Below are 14,487 nucleotides of genomic sequence, written 5' to 3'. Positions count from 1 at the left end.
CTGATTGATGAAGAAAAGAAAGCTGAAGGTCGTTTCTATTATTGTTGTTCTGGTGTTGGCTCTGCTGTTTTGGGGTTACCAGAAGGTTGAACGCTTTGCCGATACGCCATTGGCGATCCAGCAGGAAGCCATTTTTAAACTGCCGGCCGGCACCGGACGGGTAGCGCTGGAAGAGTTGCTGGTACGCGACAAGCTGATCCGCAACGGTGTCTGGTTTCCGTGGCTGCTGCGCCTGGAGCCGCAGTTGGCGGAGTTCAAGGCCGGCACCTACCGCTTTACGCCGGGAATGACGGTGCGCCAGATGCTCAAACTGCTGGCCAGCGGTAAAGAAGCCCAGTTCAGCGCGCGTTTTATCGAAGGCTCGCGCCTGCGCGACTGGCTGTTGGTGCTGCAGCAATCTAAATACCTCAAACATACGCTGGCGGGCAAAAGCGAAGCGGAAATTGCCGTGGCGCTGGGGCTGCCGGAGGGGACTCATCCGGAAGGGCGCCTGTATCCGGATACTTATCTGTATACCGCCGGTATGAGCGATATCGCATTGCTCAAGCGCGCTCATCTGCGCATGATCAAGGCGCTGGAAACTGCCTGGCAGGGCCGCGATACCAGCCTGCCGTACAAGGCACCGGAAGAATTGCTGACCATGGCTTCGATAGTCGAGAAGGAAACCGCCGTGCCGGAAGAGCGCACCAAGGTGGCCTCGGTATTCATTAATCGCCTGCGCATTGGCATGCGCCTGCAAACCGATCCAACGGTGATCTACGGTATGGGGGATGCTTATAATGGCAATATTACCCGTAAAGATCTGGAAACCCCGACGCCGTACAACACTTATGTGATCAACGGCCTGCCGCCGACGCCGATTGCCATGCCGGGTCAGGCTTCTCTGGAAGCCGCCGCCAATCCGGCGAAGACGCCTTATTTGTACTTTGTCGCCGATGGCAAGGGCGGCCACCAGTTTACCACTAACCTGGCAAGCCATAATCAGGCAGTTCGCGCTTACCGCCAGGTGCTTAAGGAAAAGAATGAAAAGTAAATTCGTGGTTATCGAAGGGCTCGAAGGGGCGGGGAAAACCACCGCGCGCGATACCGTGGTCAATGTACTGCGCGAACACGGCATTAACGACATTGTCTTTACTCGCGAGCCGGGCGGTACCCCGCTGGCGGAAAAGTTGCGCGATCTGTTCAAACGTGGCGTAGACGGCGAATTGCCGACCATCAAAGCCGAAGTGCTGATGCTGTATGCGGCCCGCGTGCAACTGGTAGAAACGGTTATCAAACCGGCGTTGGCGCGTGGTGCCTGGGTGGTCGGCGATCGTCACGATTTGTCATCACAGGCCTACCAGGGCGGCGGTCGTGGCATAGATCAACAACTGATGGCCTCGCTGCGTGACACCGTATTGGGGGATTTTCATCCGGATCTGACGATTTATCTGGATCTGCCGCCGTTGGTTGGCCTGCAGCGCGCCCGTGCGCGCGGCGAGCTGGATCGTATTGAGCAGGAAGCGCTGCCGTTCTTTGAACGCACCCGCTCGCGCTATCTGGAGTTGGCGGCGCAGGACGACTCTATCGTCACCGTTGACGCCTCTCAATCGCTGGAACAGGTGACGGCGGCTATCCGCAATTGCCTCAGCCAATGGCTACGGCAGGAAGGCGCGTAATGAACTGGTACCCGTGGCTGAACACGCCTTACCGTCAGTTGGTCGGGCAATATGCAGCCGGTCGCGGCCATCATGCCCTGTTGTTGCATGCTTCAGCGGGCAATGGTGATGAAGCGCTGGCTTATGGTCTGAGCCGCTGGTTGATTTGTCAGCGGCGTAACGGCGAGAAAAGCTGCGGCGAGTGTCATAGCTGCCGGCTTATGCTGGCGGGAAACCATCCGGACTATCATGTACTGGTGCCGGAAAAGGGGAAAAGCAGCCTGGGTATCGAGCCTATCCGCCAGGTGATCGAAACCCTTTATTCCCACGCCCAGCAGGGGGGCGCCAAGGTTATCTGGTTGCCGCAGGCAGAGTTGCTGACCGAAGCGGCGGCCAATGCCTTGTTGAAAACGCTGGAAGAGCCGCCGGAAAAAACCTATTTCCTGTTGAGTTGCCGCGAGCCTTCACGGCTGCTGGCGACATTGCGTAGCCGCTGTTTCTATTGGCATCTCGCCAGCCCGGATGAACAGCTCAGTTTGCAGTGGTTGAACCGGCAAACGCCGGGTAATTCGGTGGATCTCCTCACCGCACTGCGGCTGCACGACGGGGCGCCGTTGGCCGCCGAGCAGCTGTTGCAACCCGAGCGTTGGCAGCAGCGCAGCGCCTTGTGCGCCGCACTGAATGCCGCCTTGCCGCAGCATGACATGTTGTCGTTGTTGCCGGTGCTGAATCACGAAGACGTAGCGGAGCGGCTGCACTGGCTTTGCGCATTGCTGGTGGATGCCATGAAGTGGCAGCAGGGCGCGGCGAGCTTTATGCTTAATCAGGATCAGCAACCGTTGGTGCACCAATTGGCCGGCCGCCTGAGCGGTACCTCGCTGCAGCAAGTGGTGCAGCAATGGCTCAATTGCCGCCAGCAGTTGCTTAACGTAACCGGCGTCAATCGCGAACTGTTGCTGACCGAACGCTTACTCAGTTGGGAGCAGATGCTCGGCGCTACCGGCTATTCTCATCCTCATTCGTTGTAAAAGAGTTAACTATTATGTTGTTAGTAGATTCGCATTGTCATCTCGATGGCCTGGATTACCAAACGCTGCATCAAAACGTGGATGACGCTCTGGCGAAAGCCAAGGCGCGCGATGTCGGCTACGTTCTGGCGGTAGCGACTACGTTGCCGGGTTATCAGGCCATGACGCAGTTGATCGGCCCACGCGATGACGTGGCGTTCTCCTGTGGCGTCCACCCGCTGAACCTCGAGGGCGGTTACGATTACGCCGAGCTGCGCCGTTTGGCAGCGGCAGAGCAGGTGGTGGCGCTGGGAGAAACCGGGCTGGATTATTTCTATCAGAAAGACAATCTCGAGCTGCAGCAAGCGTCATTCCGTGAGCATATCCGCATTGGCCGCGATCTGAACAAACCGGTGATCGTGCATACCCGCGACGCGCGTGAAGATACGCTGGCGATCCTGCGTGAAGAGAACTCGCAGGACTGCGGCGGTGTGCTGCACTGTTTTACCGAAGATATCGCTACCGCAGAAGCGCTGCTCGATCTGGGTTTCTATATTTCCTTTTCCGGCATCCTGACCTTCCGCAATGCGGAGCAACTCCGTGAGGTGGCGCGCTACGTGCCGCTTGATCGCATTCTGGTGGAAACCGACTCGCCGTATCTTGCCCCGGTGCCGCATCGCGGCAAAGAAAACCAACCTGCCTACGTGCGTGATGTGGCTGAATACATGGCGGTATTGAAGGGCGTGAGCCTGGAAACGCTGGCCGAAACCACCACCGCCAACTTTTCACGCTTATTTCACATCGAACTATAATCCTTGGCCTAGGCTTAGCTGTAGTCATTGATGTCGGAATTTTTTTTAAGCTCGTAATTAATCGCTGAAACGGGTAATGTTCCCACCCGTTTTATGGCGATGGCTGGGCATTTTTTTGTCTTTTTTGATAAAAAACGGCCGATTCAAGAAAAATACCCGGCTTTGTTCATCGAAACGTGACTGCCATCAAACATTGCGCAGAGTATTTATTTTACTCTGCGTAAAAATTCAAGGGGTGCTCAGACACCCTGAATTGCAGGGGTTTTTCTCCCCCCCCCTTGCAACGCGAAGAATCGCGAGAAGTAGCAAAGCACTATTACTCAGGAGCACACTCAACTATGTTCAAGAACGCATTTGCAAACCTGCAAAAAGTAGGTAAGTCGCTAATGCTGCCGGTTTCCGTATTGCCTATCGCAGGTATTCTGCTGGGCGTCGGTTCCGCCAACTTTAGCTGGCTACCTGCGGTAGTCTCTCACGTGATGGCGGAAGCCGGCGGTTCAGTTTTCGCCAACATGCCGCTGATTTTCGCTATCGGTGTTGCCCTGGGCTTCACCAATAACGATGGTGTTTCTGCGTTGGCTGCGGTAGTGGCTTACGGCATCATGGTGAAAACCATGGCGGTGGTTGCACCTTTGGTTCTGCACCTGCCGGCTGAAGAAATTGCGGCTAAACACCTGGCGGATACCGGTGTGCTCGGGGGGATTATCTCCGGCTCCATCGCGGCCTATATGTTTAACCGCTTCTTCCGTATTCAGCTGCCTGAATACCTGGGCTTCTTTGCCGGTAAGCGGTTTGTGCCGATTATCTCCGGCCTGGCGGCGATCGTTCTGGGCGTAGTCCTGTCCTTCATCTGGCCGCCAATCGGTACGGCTATCCAGACCTTCTCCCAGTGGGCTGCTTATCAGAACCCGGTAGTGGCGTTTGGTATCTACGGCGTGGTTGAACGTGCGCTGGTGCCGTTTGGTCTGCACCATATCTGGAACGTACCTTTCCAAATGCAGATCGGTGAATTCACCAACGCGGCCGGCCAGGTATTCCACGGCGATATCCCGCGTTATATGGCGGGTGACCCGACTGCGGGTAAACTGTCCGGTGGCTTCCTGTTCAAAATGTACGGTCTGCCTGCTGCAGCTATTGCCATCTGGCATTCAGCCAAGCCGGAAAACCGCGCTAAAGTCGGCGGTATCATGATCTCCGCTGCGTTGACCTCGTTCCTGACCGGTATCACCGAGCCGATCGAGTTCTCCTTCATGTTCGTTGCGCCGATCCTGTACGCAATCCACGCCATTCTGGCTGGTCTGGCGTTCCCGATCTGTATCCTGTTGGGTATGCGCGATGGCACCAGCTTCTCGCACGGTCTGATCGACTTTATCGTGCTGAGCGGTAACAGCAGCAAGATCTGGTTGTTCCCAATCGTGGGTATCATCTACGGTCTGGTGTACTACACCATCTTCCGCGTGCTGATTGCCAAGTTGGATCTGAAGACTCCTGGCCGTGAAGACACCGTTTCCGAGCAGGTCGCTCAGGGCGGTTCTGAGATGTCTGCGGCTTTGGTTCAGGCCTTTGGCGGTAAAGATAACATCACCAATCTGGATGCCTGCATCACCCGTCTGCGCGTTAGCGTGGCGGACGTGAGCAAGGTTGACCAGCCTGGTCTGAAAAAACTGGGTGCTGCCGGCGTTGTTGTCGCAGGCTCTGGCGTTCAGGCTATCTTTGGTACCAAATCTGACAACCTGAAAACCGATATGGACGAATACATCCGTAATCACTAATTCAGGCTGGGGAGCTTTGAGGGAGGCGAAAGCCTCCCTTTTTTATTGGCGAGGATTTATTTCTTGGCGTGGTTTTGCAGAAAACGCTCAAATACCTCGAGCGTGACCGTAGAGATATGGTGTTCAATCCCTTCACTGTCCAGCTCCGCCGTTTCAGTCGGCACCCCGAGGCACACCAGCAGGTCGACCACAATACGATGTCGGCGGCGCACTTGCTGTGCCAGTTGTTCACCTTCTTCAGTCAAAAACACCCCGCGATAAGGGCGTGACTCTACCAATCCGGCGCTTTTGAGCCGCGCAATGTTCTTGATCGCAGTAGGGTGGGAAACGCCAAAGCGACGGGCGATGTCGGTGGTTCTGGCTTCGCGAGTGGTCAGCAGCAGATCGGCAATCAGTTCTACGTAATCTTCGATCAACGCATTCGACTGCGCTTCACGGGCGCGGGTAAAACGCAGGGCGTGCTCAGCCTCATCCGGCATTTCAGCCAAGGTAGGGCGTTCGGCGTTATCTGACGCACTTGTTACCATATTCTGGGACGTCCTTTATAGGTTAAACCAGTGAGTTCCAGACTAATGGAATCCTGCCCTACGTTAGTCTAATAGCGACGCATTATCAATTCAGCTGCCGTACTCACTGACAATAAGAAATATTTGTACACAAAGGTAAAGTATCTTCCATTTTGCATAAAGTGTAGCCGATGCTACATTGTTCTGAATGTTGGGTGAAAAATAACCAGAATAATATTGAGGGTAAAACATGCGTGAGGCGGCAACCACCACATCGTTAACCGAACGGACCAATACCGCGATTGGTAACGCACTGGCCGGGCGCAAGCGCGGCGCGTTCACGCCGCTATTGTTCGCCGGGCCGGCGGTGATTGCCTCCATTGCCTACATGGACCCCGGTAATTTTGCCACCAATATTCAGGCTGGTTCAAAATACGGTTACAGCCTGTTGTGGGTAGTGGTGATGGCCAACCTTATTGCCATGCTGTTTCAGGCGCTGTCGGCCAAGCTGGGTATCGTCACCAACCGTAACCTGGCGGAAATGTGCCGCGATCAATTCTCGCGCCCGGTGGTGATCGGCATGTGGCTGCTTAGCGAGGTGGCGGCAATGGCCACCGATCTGGCGGAGTTCCTGGGTGGGGCTATCGCGCTCGCCTTACTGTTCCACATGCCGTTGCTGGCGGGGATGGGCGTGACGGCGGTGATCACCTATGCATTATTGATGGTAGAAAAGAAAGGTTTCCGCCCGGTCGAACTGATGATTGGCGGGCTGGTGGCGGTCATTGCCCTGTGCTATCTCGCCGAGATGTTTATCGTGCCGGTCGACTGGCTGGCTGCGGGCACCGGCATGGTAACGCCGCAGTTGCCGGATGCGCAGGCGCTGACCATTGCCGTCGGCATAATCGGTGCCACCGTGATGCCGCACGCCATTTTCCTGCACTCGGGCCTGACTCAGCACCGAACGCCGGCCAGCGATAGCGGTGAACGGCGCAAACTGCTGCGTTTTTCCAATATCGAAGTGGTGATCGCGCTGGCGATTGCCGGGTTGGTGAATATCGCCATGGTGATCATGGCTTCCAGCGCCTTTCATGCCGGTAACAGCGACGTGGCGGAAATCGGCACGGCGTACCATACGCTGACCCCGTTGTTTGGTGCCGCAGCAGCAGGGATCTTCCTGATGTCGTTGATTGCCTCCGGTATTTCCAGCTCGGTGGTAGGCACCATGGCGGGGCAGATGATTATGCAGGGGTTTGTCGGCTTCCGCATCCCGGTGTGGGTGCGCCGACTGGTGACCATGATCCCGGCGTTTATCGTGGTGGCGTTAGGCGTCAATGCGACGGATGCGTTGGTCTACAGCCAGGTGGTGCTTAGCCTGGCGCTGCCGGCGCCGATGATTGCTCTGGTCATGTTCACCCGCCGCCGCGACATCATGGGCGAGTTTGTGAACAGCCGCCTCACCAGCCTGGTATCGATCATAGGTACGGTGATTATCATCCTGCTCAACATGGTGCTGCTGCTGCAGACGTTCGGCGTTGCCATTCCCGGTCTGGGCTGATTAATGTTTGCTGTCCAAAGAGCCGCTTGAGTATGGGCCAGAATGATGTCGCTCGGTGCTGGCGACATCATCCGTAGCCTGGGGCGGATAAAGATTTTCATCGTCACGTCACTCCCCATCCTGGGCAGGTCGCCCGCAAAATTTTATTACACGCCGTAGCGTTTATTTCCTCCAGAGGTAATGCAGTAACGCCCGCCACGTGGGCCTATACATATTCTCCCTGACGAACAGGGGCATCCGGCATCACTTGCCACGTTGCGCTTTGGCGTCGACCGATATACTGGCTGTTTTGGCGCAAGTGCCTGGCGGTTTTTTCGATAGCACGCCTCACCATGACACAATGACTTTGTTGAAACCCATTGGCTCGGTTGGTTACCCGGCGTGATTTTTGCCCAATTATCGCGTTCTTGGTAAATGGTGATACTTTGTCCACGTTTTAAGGACGTAATGACTTTACCGTTCGGTGCATTACGGACGTTGAGCCGATCGGCCGCTACGTATTTAGTGGCTTGAGGGGTATCGTTTTCCGGTTGAGGGGGCTGTTCGCTGATCTGTGATGCCTGATTGGCCGGTGGCGTATAAACATTGGCCGCTAAGGTGCCGGATTGCGGTATCGGCGTATTTTTTTCTGTTTTATTGTCAGACTTGAATACGAACCAAAGGGCGATGGCGACGATTACCAGTATTCCTACGCCTTGATTGTTCTTTTGGCTTGCCATGAGTCTTCACCATCCAAATTGGAGAAATACTAAGGCTAGACGCAGTTTAAGAACGTATCAATAAAGCGATATTTTATTATTATCACCCAATAATAATATTATTTAACTTACTGCCTGTTCTGTAAGTTAATTCCACCGTTGGGCTACCCCAACGGCGAATTATAACGATATTACAAATTACCCACTCCACCATCAATCTGCAGTTCGGCCCCGACCATGAACGCGGATTCGTCAGACGCGAGGAACACCGCCGCCTTTGCCAGTTCCAGCGGTGTGCCCATGCGGCCTATCGGCACCAATGCGCGGATGTCATCGCGCAGCGCCTGTTCATCCTCTTCTTTCAACCCCAGCTTGCCTAACGCCGGGGTTTCGGTCGGGCCTGGGCTCAGGCCGTTGACCCGGATACCGCGCGGATGCAATTCACCGGAAAGCGTTCTGGCCAGCGACAGCAGGCCGGCCTTGCTGGCGGCGTAAACGCTGCTTAGCGGCAGGCCGATATGCGCGCTGACCGAACCGCACAAAATAATCGAGGCCGGATCCGCTAATAGCGGCAGCAGCGCCTGAATTAAAAAAAAGGGCCCTGTGAGGTTGATGTCCATCAGCCGTCGATAGCTCTGCTCATCCCATTCCTGCAACGGAAGGTGGGTGACGTCACCGGCGTTGATATACAGCACGTCAAGGCGCGGCCAGTGGCTGGCCAACTGCTGGGCTAAAGTTTGTTGTTGGTCGATATCCCCGGCGTCACTGCGCAATAACAGCACGTCGCCCAGCGCTTTTCCCGCTGCGTCGAGGCCGCTTTGGCTGCGGCCGGTGATCGCCACGGTGGCGCCTTCGGCAATAAACTGGCGTGCGGTTTCCAGACCAATCCCGCTGGTGCCGCCGGTGATCAATGCGTATTTACCTTTAAGTCGCGACATGGACTGCCTCCTGTTTCCCGTTGGTAGGCCATTATTTGCGCTATAGTATCTTTTGCATAGTAGGCACCTTTTGGATACTAAGGTACGGAGTGGGATGAAATGACGACAGCAGCGCTTTCGCCAGCGGAAAAAAATTTAACGGCGTTGCCGGCAACAGACGAGCCTTGCCCTATGGTGGGGTTTGTGAACCTGGTTGCGGGGAAATGGGCGATCCCGATCCTCTACAGGCTGATCATGATAGACGGCCCGGTGCGCTTCAGTGAGTTGCAGCGCGCGGTGGCGCCGATCGCCCAGAAAGAGCTGACGCGTCAACTGCGGCAGTTCGAGCAGCGCGGCCTGGTTACGCGGCAGGTATTCCCGGAAGTCCCGCCGCGTGTTGAATACCGGATCACGGCGCTGGGCACATCCCTGCGCCCGACGCTGGATTCACTGGCCGAGTGGATGCGTGCGCACGCCTCGCAACTGAGCGGTGACTAATCGCCGATCCCCGGCGGGTTAATGGTGGAACGCTCTACCTTTTCATCATGCTCGCCCCAGCGATCCAGCACCTGGGCATATTCGCCGCTGACGATCACGCCATTGATGGCGGCGTTAATGGCGGCAACCAGGCCGTTATCTTTTTTGGTGGTCACCGCTACGTAGGCGACGTTAGGGCCGATGCCGACCATTTTGGTTTTGCCGGTCAGCGCCGCTTTGTAGGCACCGGTAGAATGTGGCCCAAAGAAAGCGTCGGCGCGCCCGGACTGAATGCTCAGGTTGGCGGCGGCGTCATCGGTGACGTAAATCGGTTGCACCGGCGCCAGGCCGTTGGCGCGGTTCTGTTTATCCCAGCCGAGCAGGATATTTTCCTGATTCGTACCGGAACCGACAATAATCCGCAGCCCGGCAACGTCCGCCGGTTGGTTGATTGAAGCGATCTTGCTGGTGGATTTCACATAGAAACCCAACGTATCTACGCGGTAAGTGGCGAAATCAAATTTGGTTTTCCGCAGCCTGGTGACGGCAATATTAAAAATGGCGGCATCGTACTTGCCGGAAGTAATGCCAAGCGGCCAGTCCTCCCAGGAGGTCGGCACCAGATTCAGTTCCAGCCCCAGACTGTCCGCCACCAGTTGTGCGATATCCGGGTCACTGCCGATCAAGGTTTTATTGTCTTCGGCAAACAGCGCCAGCGGCGGGGAATTTTCAGACGCCACCGCTACGGTTAACTTGCCCGGTACGGCAAAATGGTAATTCGCCGGAATCAAGGCTACGGCGGCCGGGTTTTTGAGCGCACGCAAATGTTGCTGATTGGCCTGCAGATCGATAATGCTTTTGCTTTCCGCCTGCGCAGCACCGCACAGCAGCAGAGCGCCCAGCGCCAGGGTTTTGAGTGGCATGATGTTCTCTATCCGTTGTTAATCATGGAGTTACTATTGGCGGTGGCAACTGGCAAGTAAAGCAACAATAGTGAATAACCAAAGTGAAAAAAATCAGATGATTGCCGCGGTAATCCCATGACAAAGGCGTCGGTTGCCTGATTCTGCATCACTCGACGCGGAAAGTGCGCAATCAGGTTGAAAGCAGTAGAATTTGTCACTCATACTGCGTACAGATTATTTTGCTCAACAAGGAATGCCAGATGGCCGAAGAAACGATTTTCAGTAAAATTATCCGCCGCGAAATCCCTGCTGATGTGGTCTACCAGGACGAACTGGTCACCGCGTTCCGTGATATTTCACCTCAGGCTCCGACCCATATTCTGATCGTACCCAATATCCTGATCCCAACGGTGAACGACGTCACCGTCGAGCATGAAGCGGCGCTGGGCCGCATGATCACCGCCGCGGCGAAAATTGCCGAACAGGAAGGCATTGCCGAAGATGGCTATCGCCTGATTGTTAATTGCAATCGCCATGCCGGCCAGGAGGTCTATCATATTCATATGCATCTGGTCGGTGGCCGCTCGTTGGGGCCATTACTGTCCCGCTAACCGAGGTCAACCATGCGCTATAGCAAAACCCTGCGTTGTCTGACGACACTGGCGTTACCCGCCGCAATACTGATGGGCTGCAGCAATCGGCCCGGCATTGCGGTCAACGAACGGCAGACGGTGGTGATGGATTCGCCGGTGCTTACCGCAGGTATAGTGGCCGACAATCCGTCGATTGCGGATGCCTCCGGGCGCGTGATGGCAACCTCGGTGCTCAGCAACAGCCAAACAACGCCGGTAACGGTGCATTACCGTTTCTACTGGTATGACAATCAGGGGCTGGATATCCGGCCCTTTGAGCAGCCGCGTACCATTACCGTTGCGCCGAATTCCGACGCCGAAATTTACTCGATTAACGGCAATCTCGATGCCAAACGCGTGCGTCTGCATCTATTCTTGTAAGCTCTTGCTTTAGTTGGAGAGGGATAATGAAAAAGTATCTATTTGTCGCACTGGCCGCCTTGATGTTAAGCGGCTGTCTGTCACGTCCCCCGGAGTCGGAGCAGCCGCCGGCCACCGTTGAGCCGGTCAAGCCACCGGTGGTGGTAGAGCCGGTGCCGCAACCCCAGCCGCCCATTGGCGAGCAGGTACCGCAACCGCCAAAAATTCAGCAACTTGACTGGCTGAGCAGCGTGCAGCCGCTAGTGAACCAGATGTTGAAAGCCGACGGCGTCAACCCAGGCAGCGTGCTGCTGCTGGACAGCGTGAAGAACAATACCAACGGTGCATTGCAAACCGCTAAAGCCACCTCCGCGCTGCACAAGGCGCTGGCGTCGAACCAAACCTTCTCCATCGTGCCGGAAGCGCAATTGGCGACCGCCAAGCAAACCTTGGGCCTGTCGGCGGATGACAGTCTGGGTTCACGCAGTAAGGCCATTGGCCTGGCGCGTATCGTCAGCGCACAGTACGTGTTGTACAGCGATGTCAGCGGCGACGTGAAGTCTCCGACGCTGGATATGCAGTTGATGCTGGTGCAAACCGGTGAAATCGTCTGGTCAGGCAATGGCGCCGTTACCCGCTGAGGCCGCGCTGCGAAGACTGATTGAAAGCGAGCTGCCGGCGGTGAAAACCGCCGGTTGTCGTTTCAGCCCGGTGCAGGGGCTGACCGGCGAAAGTTGGCGCATCGAAGGCGAGGGTGTGCAACTGTTGGCGCGCCAACAAAGCGCAGAAAAAACCGCGCTTGGCGTTAGCCGGCGGCGAGAGGCTCGCGTGTTGCGCCGCGCCGGCGAGGGTTTGGGGCCGCGAGTTTTAATGCAGAATAATCAGTGGATTATCCTAGAATGGCTGTCTGGTGACGTTGTCACTGATGCGTATTTTACGCATCTGAATCAGCATGGCGATCTGGCGCGACTGGTTGCCCGTTTGCACCAGCGGCCGCTCAGCGGTTACCTGCTGAACCTGCATCGGCAGTTTGCCCGCTACTGGCAGCAGTTGGATCGCCGGCGTCTGACGCCCGCCTGGCTGCGGTTGCATCAGCGTTTCTTGCAAACCCGCCAGCCTTCTCCGCTGAAAATAGCCCCGCTGCATATGGATATTCATCCGGGCAATTTGATCGCTCAGGGCGAAGGAGTGCGGCTGATTGACTGGGAGTACGCCGCCGACGGTGACATCGCGCTGGAGATTGCCGCGCTGTTTCGCGGTAACGCGTGGTCCGCAGCCAATCAGCAGCATTTTTTGCAGCATTATTCCCAAGAGAGCTATAAAGACTTGCCGTTGCTGAGTGCCCAGGTGCAGCGCTGGTTACCTTGGGTGGATTACCTGATGTTGTTATGGTTTGAAGTGCGCTGGCAACAGACCGGCGATAGCGAATTTTTACGCTGGGGCGCAGTGCAGCGCCGGCGTTTTTGTTTATCATCCCCATGTTCTGAATGAATAATGAAGTGAGGTGGCCGTGGGCCCAGTAATGTTAGATGTCGCCAGCTATGAGCTGGATGCCGAAGAACGCGAGATTTTAAAACACCCGCTGGTCGGCGGGCTTATCCTGTTCACCCGCAACTTCCACGATGCGCAGCAGTTGCGTGAATTGGTGCGCCAAATCCGCGAGGCTTCTCACGATCGGCTGGTGGTGGCGGTGGATCAGGAAGGCGGGCGGGTTCAGCGTTTCCGCGAAGGGTTCACTCGCCTGCCGGCGGCGCAGTCGTTCGCCGCATTGAACGAAGCGCATGAGGCTGGGCGTCTGGCGCAGGAGGCCGGCTGGCTGATGGCGGCGGAAATGATCGCACAGGATATCGATATCAGCTTTGCGCCGGTGCTGGATATCGGCCACGTCAGCGCGGCGATTGGCGAACGCTCATTCCACAGCGATCCGCAACAGGCGCTGGCGATGGCCGAGCGTTTTATCCTGGGCATGCACAGCGCCGGGATGAAAACTACCGGCAAGCATTTCCCCGGCCATGGCGCCGTCAGTGCGGATTCACATAAAGAAACCCCGCGCGATCCACGTCCGCTGGCGCAGATCCGCGAGCATGACATGGCGATATTCCGCGAATTGATTAACCGCCAGTTACTGGACGCCGTGATGCCGGCGCACGTCATCTATACTGAAGCAGACCCGCGCCCGGCCAGCGGTTCGCCATACTGGCTGCAACAAATTCTGCGCCAGGAGCTGGGTTTTGACGGCGTTATCTTCTCGGACGATCTGTCGATGGAAGGGGCCGCCATCATGGGCAGTTACGCAGAGCGCGGCCAGGCCTCGCTGGATGCCGGCTGTGACATGATCCTGGTGTGCAATAACCGCCAGGGCGCGGTCAGCGTGCTGGATAACCTGTCCCCGGTCAAAGCAGAGCGAGTGAAGCAGTTATATCATCGCGGTCAGTTCACCCGTCAGGAATTGCGTGATTCCGCGCGCTGGCAGCAGGCGCATAAAGAGCTGAGCGCGCTCAGCGAACGCTGGGAAGAACATAAACAGCGTAGCGCCGGGTGAACCCAGGGCGTCGTAATGCGGCGTAGTAAATGATGAGGGCTGCGGCGCGGCCCTCAGCTTGTTGCGAGGATCCATATGATTATCTATTTGCATGGCTTCGATTCCACCAGTCCCGGCAATCATGAAAAGGTTTTACAACTGCAATTCATTGACCCGGACGTGCGTTTTATCAGCTACAGCACCTTGCACCCACGCCATGATATGCAGCATCTGTTGAAAGAGGTGGACAAGGCGGTTCAGCAGGAAGGGGATAAGCATCCGCTGATCTGCGGGGTGGGGCTGGGCGGTTTCTGGGCTGAGCGCATCGGTTTCCTGTGCGGCATTCGGCAGGCGATCTTCAACCCTAATCTGTACCCTGAAGAGCATATGCAGGGCAAAATCGATCGGCCGGAAGAGTACCGCGATATCGCCACCAAGTGCGTCGGGGATTTCCGCGAAAAGAACCGCGATCGCTGCCTGGTCGTGCTTTCCCGGCAGGATGAGGTGCTGGACAGCCGGCGCAGTGCGGAACTGCTGCACAACTACTACGAAATCGTCTGGGATGAGCAACAGACCCACAAGTTCAAAAATATCTCGCCGCATCTACAACGCATCAAGGCGTTCAAGAGCCTGCTTTAACAGTTTCATAACGCCTGGCACCGCCGCAGTGATTGCTTTTTTCCGGCAA

Annotated in this window: 17 protein-coding genes; 13 read left to right on the top strand and 4 right to left on the bottom strand. The window is 56.3% G+C overall.

From position 1 onward, the window contains the following. The first annotated feature begins 7 nt into the window (after positions 1 to 7). From mltG to ptsG, 5 genes are all read left to right on the top strand, one after another. Positions 8 to 1,033 (top strand): endolytic transglycosylase MltG, encoded by a 1,026-nt coding sequence (gene mltG / locus D4100_RS04925; RefSeq protein ID WP_006322506.1) that lies wholly within the window; start codon positions 8 to 10, stop codon positions 1,031 to 1,033. Then, positions 1,023 to 1,658, top strand: a complete 636-nt coding sequence (gene tmk, locus D4100_RS04920) for a dTMP kinase (protein ID WP_006322505.1) — start codon at positions 1,023 to 1,025, stop codon at positions 1,656 to 1,658. Before mltG ends, tmk begins: the two co-directional genes overlap by 11 nt. Then, complete coding sequence (gene holB / locus D4100_RS04915) at positions 1,658 to 2,665, top strand: DNA polymerase III subunit delta' (RefSeq protein WP_119803340.1); 1,008 nt, start codon at positions 1,658 to 1,660, stop codon at positions 2,663 to 2,665. The genes tmk and holB overlap by 1 nt, the downstream gene beginning before the upstream one ends. 14 nt (positions 2,666 to 2,679) lie before the next feature. Next, on the top strand, positions 2,680 to 3,456 hold the full coding sequence (locus D4100_RS04910) for a metal-dependent hydrolase (protein WP_006322503.1): 777 nt from the start codon (positions 2,680 to 2,682) through the stop codon (positions 3,454 to 3,456). A gap of 338 nt (positions 3,457 to 3,794) precedes the next feature. Beyond that, positions 3,795 to 5,228, top strand: coding sequence for a PTS glucose transporter subunit IIBC (gene ptsG, locus D4100_RS04905; RefSeq protein ID WP_006322502.1), 1,434 nt, complete (start codon positions 3,795 to 3,797; stop codon positions 5,226 to 5,228). A 56-nt stretch (positions 5,229 to 5,284) separates the two neighbouring features. On the opposite strand, the gene mntR is transcribed toward ptsG, so the two are convergent. Further along, entirely contained in the window at positions 5,285 to 5,755 is a 471-nt protein-coding gene (mntR, locus tag D4100_RS04900) for a manganese-binding transcriptional regulator MntR (protein ID WP_119803338.1), read from the bottom strand. A gap of 229 nt (positions 5,756 to 5,984) precedes the next feature. On the opposite strand from mntR, the gene D4100_RS04895 reads away from it, so the two are divergent. Then, positions 5,985 to 7,289: an Nramp family divalent metal transporter gene (locus tag D4100_RS04895; protein WP_006322469.1), complete on the top strand. Its 1,305-nt coding sequence runs from the start codon at positions 5,985 to 5,987 to the stop codon at positions 7,287 to 7,289. Between the two features lie 146 nt (positions 7,290 to 7,435). Here the strand turns inward: D4100_RS04895 and D4100_RS04890 are convergent, their stop codons facing one another. Both D4100_RS04890 and D4100_RS04885 read right to left on the bottom strand, forming a co-directional pair. Beyond that, positions 7,436 to 8,008 (bottom strand): SH3 domain-containing protein, encoded by a 573-nt coding sequence (locus tag D4100_RS04890; protein WP_119803336.1) that lies wholly within the window; start codon positions 8,006 to 8,008, stop codon positions 7,436 to 7,438. A gap of 170 nt (positions 8,009 to 8,178) precedes the next feature. After that, positions 8,179 to 8,925, bottom strand: a complete 747-nt coding sequence (locus tag D4100_RS04885; RefSeq protein ID WP_006322467.1) for an SDR family oxidoreductase — start codon at positions 8,923 to 8,925, stop codon at positions 8,179 to 8,181. 99 nt (positions 8,926 to 9,024) lie between these two features. On the opposite strand from D4100_RS04885, the gene D4100_RS04880 reads away from it, so the two are divergent. Beyond that, a complete protein-coding gene (locus tag D4100_RS04880; protein ID WP_081304012.1) occupies positions 9,025 to 9,402 on the top strand; it encodes a winged helix-turn-helix transcriptional regulator in 378 nt (125 codons plus the stop codon). Here D4100_RS04880 and D4100_RS04875 read toward each other — a convergent pair. Next, positions 9,399 to 10,304 carry a transporter substrate-binding domain-containing protein gene (locus tag D4100_RS04875; RefSeq protein ID WP_006322465.1) on the bottom strand — a complete coding sequence of 302 codons (906 nt, stop codon included), beginning with the start codon at positions 10,302 to 10,304 and terminating at the stop codon, positions 9,399 to 9,401. The two genes, D4100_RS04880 and D4100_RS04875, sit on opposite strands and share 4 nt — an antisense overlap. Positions 10,305 to 10,546: 242 nt before the next feature. On the opposite strand from D4100_RS04875, the gene hinT reads away from it, so the two are divergent. From hinT to ycfP, 6 genes are all read left to right on the top strand, one after another. Next, the gene (gene hinT, locus D4100_RS04870) at positions 10,547 to 10,897 is read left to right on the top strand and encodes a purine nucleoside phosphoramidase (protein ID WP_006322464.1); all 351 of its coding nucleotides are present in this window, start codon (positions 10,547 to 10,549) and stop codon (positions 10,895 to 10,897) included. 12 nt (positions 10,898 to 10,909) lie between these two features. Next, positions 10,910 to 11,299 carry a YcfL family putative periplasmic lipoprotein gene (locus tag D4100_RS04865; RefSeq protein WP_119803334.1) on the top strand — a complete coding sequence of 130 codons (390 nt, stop codon included), beginning with the start codon at positions 10,910 to 10,912 and terminating at the stop codon, positions 11,297 to 11,299. 26 nt (positions 11,300 to 11,325) lie between these two features. Further along, positions 11,326 to 11,919, top strand: a complete 594-nt coding sequence (gene lpoB / locus D4100_RS04860; protein ID WP_006322462.1) for a penicillin-binding protein activator LpoB — start codon at positions 11,326 to 11,328, stop codon at positions 11,917 to 11,919. Continuing rightward, positions 11,900 to 12,769: a thiamine kinase gene (thiK, locus tag D4100_RS04855; protein ID WP_119803332.1), complete on the top strand. Its 870-nt coding sequence runs from the start codon at positions 11,900 to 11,902 to the stop codon at positions 12,767 to 12,769. The genes lpoB and thiK overlap by 20 nt, the downstream gene beginning before the upstream one ends. 31 nt (positions 12,770 to 12,800) lie before the next feature. Continuing rightward, complete coding sequence (gene nagZ, locus D4100_RS04850) at positions 12,801 to 13,820, top strand: beta-N-acetylhexosaminidase (RefSeq protein ID WP_119803330.1); 1,020 nt, start codon at positions 12,801 to 12,803, stop codon at positions 13,818 to 13,820. A 75-nt stretch (positions 13,821 to 13,895) separates the two neighbouring features. Next, positions 13,896 to 14,438 carry an alpha/beta hydrolase YcfP gene (gene ycfP, locus D4100_RS04845; RefSeq protein ID WP_119803328.1) on the top strand — a complete coding sequence of 181 codons (543 nt, stop codon included), beginning with the start codon at positions 13,896 to 13,898 and terminating at the stop codon, positions 14,436 to 14,438. Positions 14,439 to 14,487 lie beyond the last annotated feature (49 nt).

It is taken from the genome of Serratia inhibens, assembly GCF_003591175.1.
Classification (GTDB): Bacteria; Pseudomonadota; Gammaproteobacteria; order Enterobacterales; family Enterobacteriaceae; genus Serratia; species Serratia inhibens.
The sequence above is the reverse complement of the archived record's forward strand: the minus strand, read 5'-3'. Positions and strand labels throughout refer to the sequence as shown.